Consider the following 16356-nt stretch of genomic DNA (forward strand, 5'->3'; position numbering starts at 1 on the left):
AGGGCAACGATTCCGCCAACGATGCCTGGCTCGGTCAGACAGTCGAAGCAACCTGGCCGGCCCAACCCGCGCCCGTCACGGTACTGTGGTGCGTCATCATCTCCATTGGTCTTTGGCAGCGAGTCATTATTCTTCAAGGGCAATGTAGTTACGCGGGTCAAAGCGCGGGGTGCAGACGGCCAGGAAGATGAGGTCGGCGTTTCCGTTGCAGGTGATGCGCTGGCGGATTCCGGGTGGGATGATGACCACGTCCCCGGGTGCAACGGCTTGCGGCGGCAGGTCGCCGACTTCGGCAAGGCCCTGGCCTTCAAGGATCAGATAGCGTTCGACGGTTTGATTCAGGGCATGCCAGGCCGTGGTGCGTCCCGGTTCGACCCGGGCGCGGGCCATGGAGACGGCCGGGTCGTGCTCCCCGTTCGAGAGTTCCGTGATAAAGCATCCTTCGCGGAAATAGTATTCATCGCCCGGAGCGTGTCTGAGTACGCGCGGCTCCATGATTCACCTCAGGATGAAGCCGCGGATTTTGAGATCCTTGGCCCAGGCTTTCCATGCACCGGTCAAAAACGTGGCGGTCATGGACTTGGGATTGAAAAGAACCTTCGCGTCCAGATCCAGGTGGCATTTGCGGTCATAGTTGGTATGACTGAAGCGCAGGGTCCAGGTGCCGTCCGGATTTGAGCAAACCTCTTCCACGTAGCCGAGGTGACCGGTGGGCATCTTGCGGCGGGTGTTGACGTCGATGACCATGATGGACCCGGCCTTGGGGATGGAAGTGGTTGCCTTGCTCTTGCGCGCGCACTCGAACCATTCCACGGGACCCGTGTCGCCAAGACGGCAGGTCATGATTCCGCTGCGGCAGCGGGCGTAGGGAACGCATTGGGGCTGGCAGCGGCCGGTCACGGTCTTGCCGTTCTTGTTTTTGCTCGTTTTTCCGGGCTTCAGTTCGAAACAGCCTGCACGGTCCTGGTCCGGGGCGACGGCCTCGCACTCAAGGCAAGAGGATTCTTTCCCGTCGTCGGTCCGCGTTGGAGCAGCCTCGATTCGCGGCGCGGCCTGAATGGCGGGCATTGTTTCCTGCACTTGGGGATCAGGCGTTTCCGTCGTCGCGTTCATCTGTGCCGGGGCGGCTTGCGAAGGCCCTGGCGCGGGCTTGGAACAGGCCGCGAGCATCGTCAGGAGCAGGATCAGGGAAAGCAGGATCGTCTTGGAAGATGGGCGCATCAATAACTCCCGTAAGAGATGGGGATGTGGGTGTCGGGTTCAACCATGCGGCGCACGGGCAACTCGTCAATGCGCTTACAAGCGGCCGTGGCTGCGGATTTTGGACAAAAAAAAGCCCGTCCGTGGACGGGCTTCCTCATGATCGAACAGACCGCTTAGTAGCGGGGGCGGCTCTCACGGGGCTGAGATTCGTTGACCTTCAGGTTGCGGCCCTGAAAATCGGTGCCGTTCACTGCCTGGATGGCCTGGCGGGCGCCTTCGTCATCCATCTCGACAAAGCCGAAACCGCGGGAGCGGCCGGTGGCACGGTCTTCGATGACGTGAGCAGAGGTGACTTCGCCGTACTGGGAGAACAGGGACTTCAGGTCGGCATCGGTGGTCGACCAGGACAGATTTCCAACATAGATGTTCATAGACTAAACTATAACTCCGAAAAAAAAGGTAAAAAAAATGCGGAAATTCCGACTGGAAACAGCTACCAGCTGGCCCGCACCAGCGTCACGGTCATTTCCCATGAAATGGCATGACGCTTCAGAACAATGAATTTAATTAGTGGCGAGACGTTTGGCTGTCAATGATTTTTTGGGAATTTTTGCGCAAGATGTTGCTGGAAGGGGCTTGGGCAGATTCTGGCTACGCTCGGCAAGGGGGGATGATTTTGCGCCGGGACTTTCCGGGCGCCTATGTCGAGTACCTTGCCTGGAGCGGGATCGGTTTCCCGCATGGGCAAGAAGCGGAAGCCGGGCAACTCCTTGCCGGATTGTTTCAGTTCTGGCCTTGCGCGTCCGCGAATTTCTGGGTCACGGTGCCGGCCAGGATGAAGGCCAGACCGGCCAGGGTGGACGTATGAATGGTCTCGCCGAGCAGGAAATGAATGATGAAGAGGGACAGGAAGGGGGCCAGATAGATCAGGTTGCTGACTTGCGCCGTGGTTTTGGACAGACGCAGGGCGGACATCCAGAGCACGAAGGTCACTCCCATCTCGAAGACGCCCAGATAGACCGCGCCCGCCAACCCCGGACCGTTGGGGATCAGTGAAATGCCGGAAAGGAGCGCCCATGCTCCGGTGTAGACCGTGCCGAAGCAGAAGTTGAGCAGCAGGCGCAGGATCGGCTCCATGGCGTCCTTGACCCCGAAAATCCAGAACAGGGCCCAGATAACCGTGCTGCCCATGGCCAGGGCAAAGCCCATGGGGCTCTCCATCTCGAATCCCAGTAGATTGCCGCGGGTGGAGATGATGAGCGCGCCGAGGTAGCCAAGGCCGATGGCCACGAACTGCAGGCCTCTCAGTCTCTGCCCGAGGAGGGGGATGGACAGGATGCTCATGGTGATGGCCCAGGTGTAGTTGATGGCCTGGGCTTCCTGGGCGCGGAGCAGGTCATAGGCGCGGATCAGCACAAGGTAGTAGAGGAAGGGGTTCAGCCCGCCAAGGAGCAGAGAGAAGCGGGCCTCCTTGAATGTCAGTCTCGACAATTCCCCCATTCTGCCTTGGATGGCCAGGATCAGGAGCAGGACCAGCACCGAGGTCAGGCTGGCGTAGAAAAGCAGCGGTTCCGGGCCGAGGTGGCGCAGGGACAGCTTGAAGGCGGTGGCCACGGTAGACCACAGGCAGACGGCTGCAAGTCCGCAAATATACGCTTTCTTTTGGTTCTTCTGCATTTCCATGGCGGCCGGGGATGTGTTGCGGTTTTTGAAAAATGAATATACCGGTGTATACGTGTCACAATGCTGCAAATCATTCGGCATTTGGAAGTGTTGTGCCGTGAAATGAACTGGTTTGGGCCCACTTGAAAAAACAGGTTGGCCTTGATGGTTCATGGCTACTTGTGGGGGAACCTGATTTTTTGTCAAACGTTTTCATGAGGATGAAAAACATGCTGAAACGCGCTGCTTTTGTGATCGCCTGTCTTGTGTGCTTGGCCGCCGGTCCGGCCCTGGCCGAGGAAAAAGTCCTGTTGAACGGCATCGACGCCAACTATCCTCCGTTCGCCTATGTGGATCAGAGCGGCAAGCCCAGTGGCTTCGACGTCGACGCGGTGGACTGGATTGCAGCCAAGATGGGCTTCAAGGTCAAGCACGTGCCCGTTGACTGGGATGGCATCATTCCCAACCTGCTGGCCAAGAAGATCGACTTCATCTGCTCCGGCATGACCATCACCGCCGAGCGCGCCGAGAAGGTCAACTTCACCGCCCCCTACTGGGAAGTGAAGAACGTGTTCGTGACCAAGAAGGATTCCGCGCTCAAGGTCGAGGAACTCTACGGTCAGGAAGTGACCGTGGGCATGCAGGCTGGCACCTCCGAGGCCAAGTGGATGGCCGACGAGAAGGAGAAGCAGGGCTGGAAGTTCACCATCAAACTGTATGATTCCGCGCCCATGGCCATCGAAGACCTAGTCAACGGCCGCATCGACGCCGCTGCCATGAACTATCCCCCGGCCCGTGACGCCGAGCAGAAGAGGCCCGTGCAGATCATCGGCATCTTCGGTGAAGTCGAGCCCTTTGGCGCGGCCGTGCGCAAGGAAGACAAGGAACTGCTCGACACTCTGAACAAGGGCTTCGAGATGCTCAAGGCCGACCCCTACTGGGAAGAGCTCATCGCCAAGCACCTGAACAAGTAGTCCGACCGTTTTTTGAAACCTCGGGAAGGCCTGGCAATGCTCCGGCCTTCCCGTTTTTTTGCCAGGCCACGCCAAGGATTCAGCCCTGATCATGAATGAAACCGTCACCGTCCTCCTGGACGCCATGCCCTATGTGCTGCAGGGCGCGGCCGTCACTGTGATCGCAGTGGTCGGCGCAATGTTTTTGGGCCTTTTCATCGGCGTGCCCCTGGCCGTGGGCCAGGTTTACGGTCCATGGGCGGTGCGGACGTTGTGCGGCCTTTATGTCTGGTTTTTTCGCGGCGTGCCGATTCTGGTGCTGCTTTTTCTCTTCTACTTCGGGCTTTTCAACCTCGTGGGCCTCAACCTGAACGCAGTGGCGGCGGCCACCATTGTGCTCGGCATGACCAGCGGAGCCTATCAGTCCCAAATTTTTCGCGGCTCCATCCTGTCCCTGTCCAAGGGGCAGCTCAAGGCGGCCCGTGCGCTTGGCATGTCCGACGGTCTGGCCATCCGCTCTATCATCCTGCCCCAGGCCCTGCGCCTGTCCATCCCCGGCTGGTCCAACGAGTACTCCATCATATTGAAGGACTCGGCCCTGGCCTTTGTGCTCGGGGCGAGCGAGATCATGGCGCGGACGCATTTCGTGGCTTCGCGGACCTACCAGCACCTGCCCATGTACGTCAGCGCGGCAGTGCTTTATTTTTTGTTGACCTGGGCCGGGGTCATTGCACTGCGCGCCCTTGAAAAACGTGTCAGAATAAAGGGTTATGTGCATTAATGTCGAATAAGAAAACAAGAAACCTGCTCATGCGGGTGCAGGGCATATCAAAGGTGCTGGGCGGGCGCGAGATTCTCAAATCCGTGAGCCTTAATCTCTACGAAGGAGAAATGAAGGTGCTCATCGGTCCTTCCGGGGGAGGCAAGAGCACGCTCCTGCAATGCATGAATTATCTCATCGTGCCCGACCGTGGAGAAATCGAGCTGGACGGCAGGCGCGTTGATCCGCACAAGCCGCGTGAGCTGTGCGAATTCCGTCAGCAGGTGGGCATGATTTTCCAGGACTTCAATCTCTTCGATCACCTGACCGCGTCGGACAATGTCAGCATCGCCCTGCGCAAGGTCAAGGGAATGAGCCGTGCGAAGGCCAGGGACCGCGCCATGGCGGAACTGGAGCGCGTGGGCCTTGGCGACAAGGGCCACCTTTACCCGGCGGAACTTTCCGGCGGCCAGAAGCAGCGCGTCTCCATCGCCCGCGCCCTGGCCATGGACCCCAAGGTCATGCTGCTGGACGAGCCGACCTCGGCCCTTGATCCGGAACTGGTCAGCGAGGTGCTGACCGTCATCCGCGGGCTGGCCCAGAACGGCATGACCATGGTCATGGCTACGCACCAGATGGGTTTCACCCGATCCCTGGCCGACGAGGTGCTTTTCATGCAGGAGGGGCGGATTATTGAGCAGGGCAGTCCCAAGGAGCTTCTGGCCGAAGGGTCCGGTACCCGCACCCTTGATTTCTGCTCCCAGATTCTCGATGTCGAGGGTGCCGGCGCATGAACGAAGAGTTCGTCTTCCTGCTGGAGCGACTGGTGCCGGCCCTGAACAAGGGCGTGTTCGTGAGCGTGCAGCTGATCGTGCCCTCGGCCCTGCTGGGCATCTTTTTCGGAGTGATCGTCGGTGCCTGCCGGGCCTTTGGCGGCAGTATAGTGCGGCCTCTGGCCAATGGCTACGCCGCGCTTTTCCGGGGTACGCCATTGGTGATCCAACTTTTTATCCTCTATTTCGGCCTGCCGAACGTGGGTATCTATTTTGGGCCCTACACGGCGGCCGTGCTCGGATTCACGCTGTGCAGCGCGGCCTACCATTCAGAGTACATCCGAGGCGGGCTGCTCTCCATCAAGCGCGGCCAGGTGCTCGCGGCCCAGGCTCTCGGGTTTTCGACTTTCACGACCCTGATCTGGATCATCATCCCCCAGGCCTTTCGCCGGGCGCTGCCGGGTTGCGGGAACGAGATCGTGTACCTGATCAAGTATTCGTCCCTGGCCTACGTCATCACCTGCTTCGAACTGACCGGTCAGGCCAAGATCGTGGCCAGCGAGAGTTTTCGCTTCAGCGAGGTGTTCATGGTCGTTGGCGTCTATTACCTCGTCTTGGTCAGCGTGGCTTCCTACGGTCTGCGCAGGCTGGAAAAGAGACTGGAAATTCCCGGCTTCGGCCATTAGCGTATCCTGAATCCAGGGTATATTTCATGCGGCCGGCCTTTTGTCGGCCGCTCTCATTCCCGGTTCGTCCGTCATGGGCGGACCTGTGAACATTTATGCAATCAATTTACATTCCGAGGGTATTTTCATGAGCGACGAACCAAATAAGATTATTTATTCCATGATGAAGGTGTCCCGGTTTTACGACAAGAAGCCGGTCATCAAGGATATTTCCCTGTCCTTTTTTTACGGCGCCAAGATCGGCGTGCTCGGACTGAACGGCTCCGGCAAGAGCTCGCTTCTCAAGATCATGGCCGGAGTGGACAAGGAGTACAACGGCAACATCGTCATCTCACCCGGCTATTCCGTCGGCTACCTGGAGCAGGAGCCGCAGCTCGATCCCGAGCGGACCGTGCGCGAGATCGTGCAGGAGGCCGTGCAGGAAACCGTCGACCTCATGCAGGAGTTTGAGGAGATTAACGCCAAGTTCGCCGAACCCATGAGCGACGACGAGATGGACGCGCTTATCGCCCGTCAGGGCGACGTGCAGGAGAAGCTCGACGCCCAGGATGCCTGGGAGCTCGATTCCCGTCTTGAGATGGCCATGGAAGCCCTGCGCTGCCCCGAACCCGAAACCAAGATCGGTGTCCTGTCCGGTGGCGAGAAGCGCCGCGTGGCCCTGTGCCGCCTGCTCCTGCAGAAGCCCGACATCCTGCTCCTGGACGAACCCACCAACCATCTCGACGCCGAGACCATTGCGTGGCTTGAGCATCATCTGCAGCAGTACCAGGGCACCATCATCGCCGTGACCCATGACCGCTATTTTCTGGACAATGTCGCAGGCTGGATTCTGGAATTGGATCGGGGCGTTGGCATCCCGTGGAAGGGCAACTATTCTTCCTGGCTGGAGCAGAAGCAGAATCGACTGGCCCAGGAGGAAAAGGAGGAAAGCGCGCGTCAGCGTACCCTGAAGCACGAGCTGGAATGGATCAACATGTCGCCCAAGGGACGTCACGCCAAGGCCAAGGCCAGGATCTCGTCCTACGAGAACCTGCTCAACCAGGAGACGAAGGACAAGGTCAAGACCCTGGAGCTGTTCATCCCTTCCGGTCCCCGTCTCGGGGATGTGGTCATCGAAGCCAGCCACGTGAAGAAGGCCTACGAGGACAAGCTGCTCATCGAGGACATGAATTTTGCCCTGCCTCCGGGCGGCATCGTCGGAGTGATCGGACCCAACGGTGCGGGCAAGACCACTCTTTTCCGCATGATCACAGGTCAGGAACAGCCCGATGGCGGAGAGATCCGTCTTGGTCAGACCGTGAAGCTGGCTCATGTGGACCAGGACCGCAGTGTGCTTGATCCCAAGAAATCTGTCTGGGAGATGGTCTCCGGCGGCTACGACACGATCAATCTTGGCGGGCGGGAAATCAATTCTCGCGCTTACGTCAGCAAATTCAACTTTGCCGGACCGGATCAGCAGAAGACCGTGGGCATGCTCTCCGGCGGTGAACGAAACCGCCTGCATCTGGCGCTGATGCTCAAAAAAGAGGCCAACGTGCTGCTTCTTGACGAGCCGACCAACGACCTGGACGTGAACACCATGCGCGCCCTGGAAGAGGCCCTGGAAAATTTCGCCGGATGCGCCGTGGTCATCTCCCATGACCGCTGGTTTCTGGACCGCATCGCGACCCACATCCTGGCCTTCGAGGGCGACAGCCAAGTGGTCTGGTTCGAGGGCAACTATTCGGAATACGAGAAGGATTTGAAGCGGCGAACAGGAAACACCCTGACGGTGCCGCGCCGTATCCGCTACCGCCAGTTGACCCGCTAGGTCCAATGAAAAGAGGCCGGTCCGGAATAATCCGGGCCGGGTTCTTTTCAATCGAGGTCCTTAATGGTACTTACGAAATTAAGTGATGGCATACTCAATTTTGTCCTTGAGGAGAACATGATGAATACAAAAGGTCTTGCCTGCAAAGTACTTGTGCCTGCTTATGGCATCATCGTGGCCGGCAGCATTCTCGAGAACCTGCTCCTCGGCACGGACTGGTTTCTGCTCGGGTCGGTGATCGGAATCCTGTGGCTTGTCGGTGGTGTGGTCGCTCTGGCGGTGGCAGTGCGCGAACTCAGGAAAGGTGAAGGTTTCATGCTGGTCGAGTCCGGTCCCTTCGCCTGGAGTCGCAACCCGATCCTTGCCGCGAACATGCTTGGCATCATGCCGGGGCTTTGTCTTATCCTGAATACCAATTTGGGGATTTTGGGTATTGTCGTGGCGGCGTTCCTTTTTTTCAAAAACGTTGAGGCCGAAGAGGTCGAACTTGAAGATCAGTTCGGCGAAACCTATCAGGCCTACCGCGAACGGGTCAGCCGCCTCATCCCTCTCCCATCCTGCCCCAAGAACTGATCCCGTCGAGATTCAGGCAGCTTTCGGGCTGCCTTTTTTTTCAACAAAAAAGCGCCCGCATGGGGCGCTTCGAAAAGGCGTGTACGCATCTTTTGTCAGCGGGAAAGAACCTGCTGCATCGTGCTTATCTTCTGGATCTGTTTTCCGTATTCCCTGATTTCCCGCAGATCGTAACTGTTGTCCCGAACCGCTGAGGCGACATGGGCATTGGCTTTTTGCAATGTGGCCATGGCCTCGTGAATCCGTGCGCCGATGACTTCGGCGCGGGCCAGAGATTCCTGTGCCAGCACGAACGCCTTGACTGCCTTGTCGCGCTTCTCGAGCGGATGCCTGTCTTTGGCATCGATGATGGCCGAAGAAATGATTTCAAGTTCCTTGGCCGTGTCCGCGTATGCCTTCAAAAGGCTGTCAGTTGATTCGTCCAGGGCGAAATCGGCCAAAAGCCTGTCCGCAAGCAAGGAAACGGCATCGGCGAATGCCAGAACGATGCCCTGAATGGTTTCGGACTTCCTGCTCGGAGTCCAGCGGGCATCAAGACCCACGGCCACGTTATTCACCGCTTCCTCCTGGGCGAGAGTCAATTCCGGCCCCAGTGTTTCGGTGATGTTGTCCAGAAAAACGCGTGCGGACCTGCGTACCATCTCGGTGCGATCGTCCGCGGCAAGGCGTATGAGCAGGTCGCCGTACATGCGCAGTGACTTGCTGGCGGCTACGCGCATGGCTGTCGTTTCGACCAGGATCGGTTCGTCGTAGTCCCGGTTGCCGGCACCTTTCGAGTTGTCGAGAATCACGAGCAGCGAGTTCATTTCGATGACTTCGCCACGCATGGAAAGGAATTCGGATTCACTCATGCGTCCGACTCTCTCCGTGGCCAGACCGAAATTTTCGAGGGCGTTGCGTTGCACGGTGTTGGTTGCGCAACCGGAAAGGAAGGCGCAAAAAATGGTGCAGGTGATCAGCATATATTTCATTTCGAAACCTCTCGATTCATGCAAGGCGGTCTTGAAAGGCATAATTGTAAATTGAAAGTCGTAAGCAGGAAACAAAACGACTAATCTATACAACCTGTCTGCATGCTAATCAAGAATTTCTGCGAAATATGCGTTGTCTTACATTTTTAGAGGTTTTAGTTTCGACGAGTATTGTTTTGTGAGGATATTCACAAAAAATTTTTTTAACTGTAATACGGATGCATAATTCCTGTCTCGGCCTTGTATGAAACTGTGCAATCTTCGTATTACAAAGTGTAAGACTTTGTGCCCAATTAATAATTCTACGCTGCTAGCCTGATTGAAAACATAAAAGGGTTTGGTCAGGTTTCGATGGTGAATTGAACCCGCTCCGAGGCGAATCGTGTTTCGCAGAATTCAATGGGCCAGTTTCGGGGATCGACGTTGATGCTCTCCGTCACGAGCACCGGGCGAGTTTTTGCCTGTCGCAGGATGCGTGCTTCACGCGCTGTGGGCAGGCGACTCGAGATGAGCGTGCTTTTTCGGCGGTAATCCATGACCCCGTACTGGCGCAGCGCCAGGGTCACGGAGCCGGTGGCGCGGAAATGTTCGTCGAGTCCCGGAAACCGGTTCTGAGGAAAGTGGGCGCTGGCCAGACAGATTCGCACCGAGTCCGCTTCGCCGAGAGTCTCAAGCACGATGACCGGTTCACCCTTGTCCAAATCCAGGGCTCTGGCCACTTCGGTCGTGGCCGGGATGACGCCTGAGGAGATGAGTTCTCCGCGCGGCTTTCGTTCCTGGCGCAGCAGGTTCTCGTGAAAGCGGGTGCGGACGCCGACTGCGTAGTCGATGATCTGTTCACGCACGAAACTGCCGCTGCCTTGTTCCGTGCGGATGAGATCCTTTTCCGCCAAAAGGGTCAGCGCGCGCCGTACCGTGTGGCGATTGACCTTGAATCGGTCGGCAAGCTCCTGCTCCGTGGGCAGTTTGCTGCCGGGCGGCATCTCCCCCTCCTTGATCCTGAATTCCAGCCAATCCTGAATCTGCTTCCACAGGGCCACTCCGCTTCTGCGCTGTAACTCCATCGTCGTCTCCTTGAATGCAAATTGTCACAGAATGCTGAGAGTTGAATCTCAGTCGAAAGAAATAGATGTCTATACAAATTTTCATATTGTGGAGTTTCTTTGATGTCAACAAAGCAGACACAGCGGCAGGAATGGATGGCCGCACTGGCCTTGGCCGATGAGGGGCGGCTGAGGGACGCCTGGGACAGCATGGCCGAGCGGCCCGATTACCAGGTCGTGCGAGGACCCGAAACCGGATTGGTCATGATCAGGGCACGATCGGGAAATGTGGGGGAACGTTTCAATTTGGGTGAAATGACCGTGACCCGTTGCAGCGTGGGTCTTGCAGGCGGCGTCATGGGTCACGCCTTCATCGGCGGGATGAAACCGGGTCACGCCTGCCTCGCGGCTGTCTTTGATGCCCTCATGCAACTCCCTGAGCGACGCGAAGAGCTGCGCCTGGAACTGATCGAGCCGCTGCTGCGCAAGCGGCGGGAGCACCTGATCAGGCGTCACGATGAAGTGCTTCCGAGCAGGGTGGATTTCTTTACCCTGGTGCGGGGGGAGGAGTGATGCTGCAATCCATCCCCGCAGGTTTCGCCCATCCTGTATTTGAAAGCCAGGGCACGTTCCGCGTCATTCTCGAAGCCATGTCCCGGCCGGGCACCGTTGTGCCGCTCTCGGTCAAGGCCGCCGGTCCCGAAGGCTGGAGCGCCAGCATGACCTCGGTGGTCCTGACCCTGTGCGACATGGACACCCAGGTCTGGCTGGACGCCGCATGCAACACGGAGGACGCCTTGCGTTTCCTGCGCTTTCATTGCGGATGTCCCCTGACCGACGCTCTGGCAAGAGCCTCCTTCGCCGTGGTCACCCGGCACGGACTCATGCCCCCTTTTGAGGAATTTTCCCTCGGCAGCGCCGAATATCCCGAAAAATCGACCACCGTGCTGCTGGCCTCGGATCTCTCCGGCGACTCCGGGGGTACAGTGCGGATAAGCGGGCCCGGCGTGGACGGGGAGGGGCGCATACCCCTTTCCTGGCTTCCCTCGGGGTTCATCCGGATGTGGAGCGACAACAATCGACTTTTTCCGCGGGGCATCGATCTGATCCTGGTCGGCAAGAATGAGGTCGTGGGCTTGCCGAGAACTCTTAAAATGGAGGCCGGACCATGTATGTAGCTGTCAAGGGCGGCGAAAAAGCCATCACCGAGGCGCACAGGCTGCTGGACCGGGAGCGTCGGGGCGAGGATTCCGTCCCGGAGCTGTCCCTGGATCAGATTCGCCAGCAATTGTCCCTGTCCGTGGACCGGGTCATGAGTGAAGGGTCCCTTTATGACCCGGACCTTGCGGCCCTGGCTGTCAAGCAGGCGCGGGGGGACCTGATGGAGGCCATTTTTCTGCTGCGCGCCTATCGCACAACCTTGCCGCGCTTCGGATACACCCAGCCGGTGGATACCTCAAAAATGTACATCCGCCGCCGCATCTCTGCAACATTCAAGGATATTCCGGGCGGACAGGTGCTGGGGCCGACTTTTGACTACACGCACCGTCTGCTCGATTGGACATTGGCCGGAATCCGCTTGGGGGAAAACGGCCGAGAACCCGAACCGACATCCGGCAAGATTCCTGAAGGAGCGGCCGAAGCGATGTCTGAAGCTTTGCCCGCATCGAAGTCTTCCGAAACTTCCACTGGAGTATCCGGGGCAACGCCTGATGCCATGCCGAGGGTGCTCGAAGTGCTGGGCCGCGAAGGCATCATCGAATCCGAAGGCAGGGGCGACGATCCGGAACCGGACGATCTGACCCGCGAGCCCCTGACCCTGCCTGCCGGGCGCTCCATGCGCCTGCAGAACCTGGCCCGGGCCGACGAGGGCTTTCTTCTGGCCATGGGCTATTCGACCCAGCGCGGCTTCGGCAACTCCCATCCCTTTGTTGGAGAGATCCGCATGGGTGAGGTGGAGGTCGAGTTTGTGCCCGAGGAGCTCGGCTTCGCCGTGACCATCGGCGAGATGACCCTGACCGAATGCGAGACGGTGAACCAGTTCATCGGTTCAGGCGACGCGCGATTCACTCGCGGCTATGGCCTGACCTTCGGGCAGGGCGAGCGCAAGGCCATGAGCATGGCCCTGGTCGACAGATCGCTGCGCGCCGGAGAGCTTGGGGAGCAGGTGCGCGGCCCGGCCCAGGACGAGGAATTTGTCCTGTACCACAGCGACAACGTCGAGGCCTCGGGTTTTGTCCAGCACCTCAAGCTCCCCCATTACGTCGATTTTCAATCCGAGCTGGCCCTGGTGCGCCAGCTCAGACAGGACGCCGCAAACGACAAGGAGGAAGGCCATGACCGCTGAATCCATGCCCGGTTACAACTACGCCTATCTGGACGAGCAGACCAAGGGCATGATCCGCCGGGCCATCCTGAAGGCCGTGGCCATTCCCGGCTATCAGGTCCCTTTCGGCAGCCGTGAGATGCCCCTGCCCTACGGCTGGGGCACGGGCGGCATCCAGATCACGGCCAGCATCATCGGGCCGGACGACGTGCTCAAGGTCATCGACCAGGGGGCCGACGACACGACCAACGCCGTCTCCATCCGCTCCTTTTTTGCCAGAACGGCGCAGGTGAAAACGACCACGACCACCGAGGATGCCACGGTTATCCAGACCCGCCACCGCATCCCCGAAGCCCCGCTGCGCGTAGGGCAGATCCTCGTCTATCAGGTGCCCATCCCCGAACCCCTTCGCTTCATGGAACCGAGCGAGTCCGAGACCCGGACCATGCACGCCCTGGAGGAATACGGGGTCATGCACGTCAAGCTCTACGAGGATATCGCCGAGCACGGCCGCATCGCAACCAGTTACAACTATCCCGTCAAGGTCGAGGACCGCTACATCATGTGTCCGTCTCCCATTCCAAAATTCGACAACCCCAAGATGGACGACTCGCCGGCCCTGCAACTTTTCGGTGCGGGTCGCGAAAAACGCATCTATGCCATTCCGCCCCATACCAGGGTCAAGAGTCTGGACTTCGAGGATCACCCCTTCGAAATCCAGAAATGGGACGAGGCCTGCGCCATCTGCGGCTGCGGCAGCAGTTTTCTCGACGAGATCATCACCGACGACCAGGGCGGGCGCATGTTCGTCTGCTCCGATTCGGATTTTTGCGCCAGGCGCGTGCAAGAGCGGGAGGGCAACTGATGGAGAACGAACTGCTGCGTGTCACCGGCCTGACCCGCTACTACGGAACCCGCGTCGGCTGCCGCGATGTGAATTTCACGCTCTGGCCGGGCGAAGTGCTGGCCATTGTCGGCGAGTCCGGGTCGGGCAAGTCCACGCTTTTGAGTCTTTTGTCCGGGCGGCTGATGCCCACGGCCGGCGAGGTGTCTTACCGGGACCGCGACGGGGCCTGGCTGTCCCTGGCTGAACTTGGCGAAGCCGACCGCCGCCGCCTGCAGCGCACCGACCTTGGCGTGGTGCACCAGAACCCGCGCGACGGGCTGCGCATGCGGGTCAGCGCCGGAGGGAACATCGGCGAACGTCTCATGGCGCTCGGACAGCGTTATTATGGCCGGATTCGCGGCGCCGGCTTTGACTGGATGGAGCGGGTCGAGCTGGACCCGGAGCGCATCGACGAACACCCCTCGGCCTTTTCCGGCGGCATGCAGCAACGCCTGCAGATCGCCCGCAACCTGGTCACGGGCCCGCGTCTGGTCTTCATGGACGAACCCACCAGCGGCCTCGACGTCTCGGTCCAGGCCCGGCTCCTGGACCTGCTGCGCCATCTGGTCTCGTCCTTGGGCCTGGCCGTGGTGCTGGTCACTCATGACCTGGCCGTGGCCCGCATCCTGGCCCATCGCATGATGGTCATGCGCGGTGGCGAGGTGGTGGAGACGGGGCTGTCCGATCAGGTCCTCGACGATCCGTGTCACCCCTACACCCAACTTCTGGTTTCCTCCATCCTGCAGGCCTGAGGTGCCCATGAACATACCCATGATCTCCATTCGTTCCCTGGCCAAGACCTTTGTCCTGCACACCCAGGGCGGCACGTGCATCCGTGCCTTCGACGGCGTCGATCTCGATGTAGCGGCGGGGGAGTGCATCGCCCTGCACGGCCCTTCCGGCGCGGGCAAGTCGAGCCTTTTGCGTTCCATTTACGCCAACTACCGGCCAAGCTCAGGCAGCGTCGTCATTAGCCACGACGGCGACGGCATCGACATGACCTCCGCCCTGCCCCGCACCATCCTCGACGTGCGCCGCCGCAGCCTCGGCTATGTCAGCCAGTTCCTGCGCGTCATCCCCCGCGTTTCATCCCTCGATCTGGTGGCCGAGCGGCTCACCGCCATGGGCGTGGACCTCCTGGAGGCCAGAGCCCGGGCCGGGGATCTTCTGGCCCGGCTGAACATTCCGAAGCGCCTGTGGTCCCTGGCTCCGGCCACCTTCTCGGGAGGCGAGCAGCAGCGCGTCAACATCGCGCGGGGCTTCATCCGCGACTACCCCATCCTGCTCCTCGATGAACCCACGGCCTCCCTCGACGGTGAGAATCGCAACACCGTCGTGGACATGATCCTCGAAGCCAAGGCGCGTGGTGCGGCCATTGTAGGTATTTTTCACGACGACGACGTGCGCGAGCGGGTCGCGGACCGCTGCCTGCTTCTTAACAGACCGGAGTAACACATGCATGAGCTGATTCTTGCCAACGCCCGCATCGTCCTGCCCACGGAAGTCATCCAGGGCTGCCTGTCCGTGCGTGACGGACTGATCCGGGACATTTCGCCGGGCACGACCTTAAGCCCGGAGGCCATCGATCTTGCAGGGGACCTGCTCATCCCCGGGTTGGTCGAGCTGCACACCGACAATCTCGAAAAGCTGCTCGTGCCCCGGCCCGGCGTGCTCTGGCCCTCGGCCCGGGCCGCGCTCCTGGCTCATGACGCGCAGCTTGTCTCCGCCGGCATAACCACCGTTCTCGACGCCTTGTCCTGCGGGCAATACTACGAAAAGAGCGACCGTCGAACCATGCTCGACCTGACCCTGAACGCCCTGAAAGAGCTACGGCCCACGGGACACCTGCGGGTCGATCACTATCTGCACGTGCGCTGCGAAATCTCCGATCCCGAAATGCCGCGCCTCTTTGAACCGTTTCGGGACATGGATGACGTTCATCTGGTCTCCCTCATGGATCACACCCCCGGGCAGCGGCAGTTTGTCGACATCGATGCCTATCGCACCTATTACAGCAAGGACCGGCAGTGGTCGGACCAGGAATTCAAGGCTGAAATGGCCCGCATGCAGGACGCGCAGGCCCGCTTCGCCGGAGCCCACGCCGAGGATATTTTAAGCTGGTGCCGGACTCGCCGCGTGCCCGTGGCCAGCCATGACGACGCCACCGCCGAACACGTGGACTGGGCTCACGGCCAGGGCATCGTCATCAGCGAGTTCCCGACCACCATGGACGCCGCGCGTCGTGCCTGCGAGCTGGGGCTCATGACGCTCATGGGTTCGCCCAACGTGGTCCGGAACGGCTCCCATTCGGGCAACGTGTCCGTGCGCGAGGTAGCCTCCGCCGGTCTGCTCGGCGGATTGTCCTCTGATTATGTCCCGGCGAGCCTGCTGCACGCCGCCTGGATTCTGCACACCGAAGTGGGCCTGCCCCTGCATGAATCCATGGCCCTGATCACGGCAAACCCGGCCCGCGCCCTGGGCCTGTCAGACCGCGGCCGCATCGAACCCGGCCTCAAGGCCGATCTGGTTCGCGTCCACATCGACCGCGACCTGCCCGTGGTGCGGCGGGTTTGGCGGGATGGGGAACGGGTGTATTAAACGGTGATTCATGTACGAATTGTGTCGTTGACCTGATGGTTGATTCCGATGCGATTTATGTAGGGGCAGGCCCCCGTGCCTGCCCTCCCTAGGTGAAAGGCCCGTGCGGCCA

At 59.8% G+C, this 16356-nt stretch carries 19 protein-coding genes; 13 read left to right on the forward strand and 6 right to left on the reverse strand.

Annotation, left to right across the window (positions count from 1 at the left end):
* Nucleotides 1-126: 126 nt before the first annotated feature.
* The 4 genes from CVU60_15560 to CVU60_15575 all read right to left on the reverse strand — a co-directional run bounded on the left by CVU60_15560 (nt 127) and on the right by CVU60_15575 (nt 2886).
* A complete protein-coding gene (locus CVU60_15560) occupies nt 127-495 on the reverse strand; it encodes a cupin domain-containing protein (GenBank protein ID PKN40560.1) in 369 nt (122 codons plus the stop codon).
* Nucleotides 496-498: 3 nt separating this feature from the next.
* Nucleotides 499-1221 (reverse strand): hypothetical protein, encoded by a 723-nt coding sequence (locus CVU60_15565; GenBank protein ID PKN40561.1) that lies wholly within the window; start codon nt 1219-1221, stop codon nt 499-501.
* 155 nt (nt 1222-1376) lie between these two features.
* Nucleotides 1377-1634: an RNA-binding protein gene (locus tag CVU60_15570; protein ID PKN40562.1), complete on the reverse strand. Its 258-nt coding sequence runs from the start codon at nt 1632-1634 to the stop codon at nt 1377-1379.
* Between the two features lie 352 nt (nt 1635-1986).
* Nucleotides 1987-2886: an EamA family transporter gene (locus CVU60_15575; GenBank protein ID PKN40581.1), complete on the reverse strand. Its 900-nt coding sequence runs from the start codon at nt 2884-2886 to the stop codon at nt 1987-1989.
* Nucleotides 2887-3095: 209 nt separating this feature from the next.
* On the opposite strand from CVU60_15575, the gene CVU60_15580 reads away from it, so the two are divergent.
* The 6 genes from CVU60_15580 (at nt 3096) to CVU60_15605 (ending at nt 8420) form a co-directional block, all read left to right on the forward strand.
* On the forward strand, nt 3096-3839 hold the full coding sequence (locus CVU60_15580; GenBank protein ID PKN40563.1) for an amino acid ABC transporter substrate-binding protein: 744 nt from the start codon (nt 3096-3098) through the stop codon (nt 3837-3839).
* Between the two features lie 91 nt (nt 3840-3930).
* Complete coding sequence (locus tag CVU60_15585; protein ID PKN40564.1) at nt 3931-4599, forward strand: amino acid ABC transporter permease; 669 nt, start codon at nt 3931-3933, stop codon at nt 4597-4599.
* The gene (locus CVU60_15590) at nt 4599-5372 is read left to right on the forward strand and encodes an ABC transporter (protein PKN40565.1); all 774 of its coding nucleotides are present in this window, start codon (nt 4599-4601) and stop codon (nt 5370-5372) included. Before CVU60_15585 ends, CVU60_15590 begins: the two co-directional genes overlap by 1 nt.
* The gene (locus tag CVU60_15595; GenBank protein ID PKN40566.1) at nt 5369-6037 is read left to right on the forward strand and encodes an amino acid ABC transporter permease; all 669 of its coding nucleotides are present in this window, start codon (nt 5369-5371) and stop codon (nt 6035-6037) included. The genes CVU60_15590 and CVU60_15595 overlap by 4 nt, the downstream gene beginning before the upstream one ends.
* Nucleotides 6038-6164: 127 nt before the next feature.
* Nucleotides 6165-7847, forward strand: coding sequence for an energy-dependent translational throttle protein EttA (locus CVU60_15600; protein ID PKN40582.1), 1683 nt, complete (start codon nt 6165-6167; stop codon nt 7845-7847).
* Between the two features lie 63 nt (nt 7848-7910).
* Complete coding sequence (locus tag CVU60_15605; protein ID PKN40567.1) at nt 7911-8420, forward strand: hypothetical protein; 510 nt, start codon at nt 7911-7913, stop codon at nt 8418-8420.
* 95 nt (nt 8421-8515) lie between these two features.
* Here the strand turns inward: CVU60_15605 and CVU60_15610 are convergent, their stop codons facing one another.
* Together CVU60_15610 and phnF are read right to left on the reverse strand one after the other, a co-directional pair.
* Nucleotides 8516-9382: a hypothetical protein gene (locus CVU60_15610; GenBank protein ID PKN40568.1), complete on the reverse strand. Its 867-nt coding sequence runs from the start codon at nt 9380-9382 to the stop codon at nt 8516-8518.
* A 350-nt stretch (nt 9383-9732) separates the two neighbouring features.
* The gene (gene phnF / locus CVU60_15615; protein PKN40569.1) at nt 9733-10455 is read right to left on the reverse strand and encodes a phosphonate metabolism transcriptional regulator PhnF; all 723 of its coding nucleotides are present in this window, start codon (nt 10453-10455) and stop codon (nt 9733-9735) included.
* A 102-nt stretch (nt 10456-10557) separates the two neighbouring features.
* Between phnF and phnG the strand changes: the two genes are divergently transcribed.
* From phnG to CVU60_15650, 7 genes are read left to right on the forward strand one after another with little or no spacing between them, the layout of a single operon-like run.
* A complete protein-coding gene (gene phnG / locus CVU60_15620) occupies nt 10558-11007 on the forward strand; it encodes a phosphonate C-P lyase system protein PhnG (protein PKN40570.1) in 450 nt (149 codons plus the stop codon).
* Nucleotides 11007-11612 (forward strand): phosphonate C-P lyase system protein PhnH, encoded by a 606-nt coding sequence (locus CVU60_15625; protein ID PKN40571.1) that lies wholly within the window; start codon nt 11007-11009, stop codon nt 11610-11612. Before phnG ends, CVU60_15625 begins: the two co-directional genes overlap by 1 nt.
* Nucleotides 11603-12781, forward strand: coding sequence for a carbon-phosphorus lyase complex subunit PhnI (locus tag CVU60_15630; protein ID PKN40572.1), 1179 nt, complete (start codon nt 11603-11605; stop codon nt 12779-12781). Before CVU60_15625 ends, CVU60_15630 begins: the two co-directional genes overlap by 10 nt.
* Nucleotides 12771-13625: a carbon-phosphorus lyase gene (locus CVU60_15635; GenBank protein PKN40573.1), complete on the forward strand. Its 855-nt coding sequence runs from the start codon at nt 12771-12773 to the stop codon at nt 13623-13625. Before CVU60_15630 ends, CVU60_15635 begins: the two co-directional genes overlap by 11 nt.
* Nucleotides 13625-14398, forward strand: coding sequence for a phosphonate C-P lyase system protein PhnK (phnK, locus tag CVU60_15640; protein PKN40574.1), 774 nt, complete (start codon nt 13625-13627; stop codon nt 14396-14398). The genes CVU60_15635 and phnK overlap by 1 nt, the downstream gene beginning before the upstream one ends.
* 7 nt (nt 14399-14405) lie before the next feature.
* The gene (gene phnL, locus CVU60_15645; protein PKN40575.1) at nt 14406-15098 is read left to right on the forward strand and encodes a phosphonate C-P lyase system protein PhnL; all 693 of its coding nucleotides are present in this window, start codon (nt 14406-14408) and stop codon (nt 15096-15098) included.
* Between the two features lie 3 nt (nt 15099-15101).
* Entirely contained in the window at nt 15102-16244 is a 1143-nt protein-coding gene (locus tag CVU60_15650) for a phosphonate metabolism protein PhnM (GenBank protein ID PKN40576.1), read from the forward strand.
* Nucleotides 16245-16356: the final 112 nt, after the last annotated feature.

Source organism: Deltaproteobacteria bacterium HGW-Deltaproteobacteria-18 (assembly GCA_002841885.1).
Lineage (GTDB): Bacteria > Desulfobacterota > Desulfovibrionia > Desulfovibrionales > Desulfomicrobiaceae > Desulfomicrobium.

What these genes read in the sequence shown, in the direction of transcription:
- CVU60_15560 (PKN40560.1), bottom strand. Translation starts at nt 495, where the DNA reads ATGGAGCCGCGCGTACTCAGACACGCTCCGGGCGATGAATACTATTTC.
- CVU60_15565 (PKN40561.1), bottom strand. Translation starts at nt 1,221, where the DNA reads ATGCGCCCATCTTCCAAGACGATCCTGCTTTCCCTGATCCTGCTCCTG.
- CVU60_15570 (PKN40562.1), bottom strand. Translation starts at nt 1,634, where the DNA reads ATGAACATCTATGTTGGAAATCTGTCCTGGTCGACCACCGATGCCGAC.
- CVU60_15575 (PKN40581.1), bottom strand. Translation starts at nt 2,886, where the DNA reads ATGGAAATGCAGAAGAACCAAAAGAAAGCGTATATTTGCGGACTTGCA.
- CVU60_15580 (PKN40563.1), top strand. Translation starts at nt 3,096, where the DNA reads ATGCTGAAACGCGCTGCTTTTGTGATCGCCTGTCTTGTGTGCTTGGCC.
- CVU60_15585 (PKN40564.1), top strand. Translation starts at nt 3,931, where the DNA reads ATGAATGAAACCGTCACCGTCCTCCTGGACGCCATGCCCTATGTGCTG.
- CVU60_15590 (PKN40565.1), top strand. Translation starts at nt 4,599, where the DNA reads ATGTCGAATAAGAAAACAAGAAACCTGCTCATGCGGGTGCAGGGCATA.
- CVU60_15595 (PKN40566.1), top strand. Translation starts at nt 5,369, where the DNA reads ATGAACGAAGAGTTCGTCTTCCTGCTGGAGCGACTGGTGCCGGCCCTG.
- CVU60_15600 (PKN40582.1), top strand. Translation starts at nt 6,165, where the DNA reads ATGAGCGACGAACCAAATAAGATTATTTATTCCATGATGAAGGTGTCC.
- CVU60_15605 (PKN40567.1), top strand. Translation starts at nt 7,911, where the DNA reads ATGGTACTTACGAAATTAAGTGATGGCATACTCAATTTTGTCCTTGAG.
- CVU60_15610 (PKN40568.1), bottom strand. Translation starts at nt 9,382, where the DNA reads ATGCTGATCACCTGCACCATTTTTTGCGCCTTCCTTTCCGGTTGCGCA.
- phnF (PKN40569.1), bottom strand. Translation starts at nt 10,455, where the DNA reads ATGGAGTTACAGCGCAGAAGCGGAGTGGCCCTGTGGAAGCAGATTCAG.
- phnG (PKN40570.1), top strand. Translation starts at nt 10,558, where the DNA reads ATGTCAACAAAGCAGACACAGCGGCAGGAATGGATGGCCGCACTGGCC.
- CVU60_15625 (PKN40571.1), top strand. Translation starts at nt 11,007, where the DNA reads ATGCTGCAATCCATCCCCGCAGGTTTCGCCCATCCTGTATTTGAAAGC.
- CVU60_15630 (PKN40572.1), top strand. Translation starts at nt 11,603, where the DNA reads ATGTATGTAGCTGTCAAGGGCGGCGAAAAAGCCATCACCGAGGCGCAC.
- CVU60_15635 (PKN40573.1), top strand. Translation starts at nt 12,771, where the DNA reads ATGACCGCTGAATCCATGCCCGGTTACAACTACGCCTATCTGGACGAG.
- phnK (PKN40574.1), top strand. Translation starts at nt 13,625, where the DNA reads ATGGAGAACGAACTGCTGCGTGTCACCGGCCTGACCCGCTACTACGGA.
- phnL (PKN40575.1), top strand. Translation starts at nt 14,406, where the DNA reads ATGAACATACCCATGATCTCCATTCGTTCCCTGGCCAAGACCTTTGTC.
- CVU60_15650 (PKN40576.1), top strand. Translation starts at nt 15,102, where the DNA reads ATGCATGAGCTGATTCTTGCCAACGCCCGCATCGTCCTGCCCACGGAA.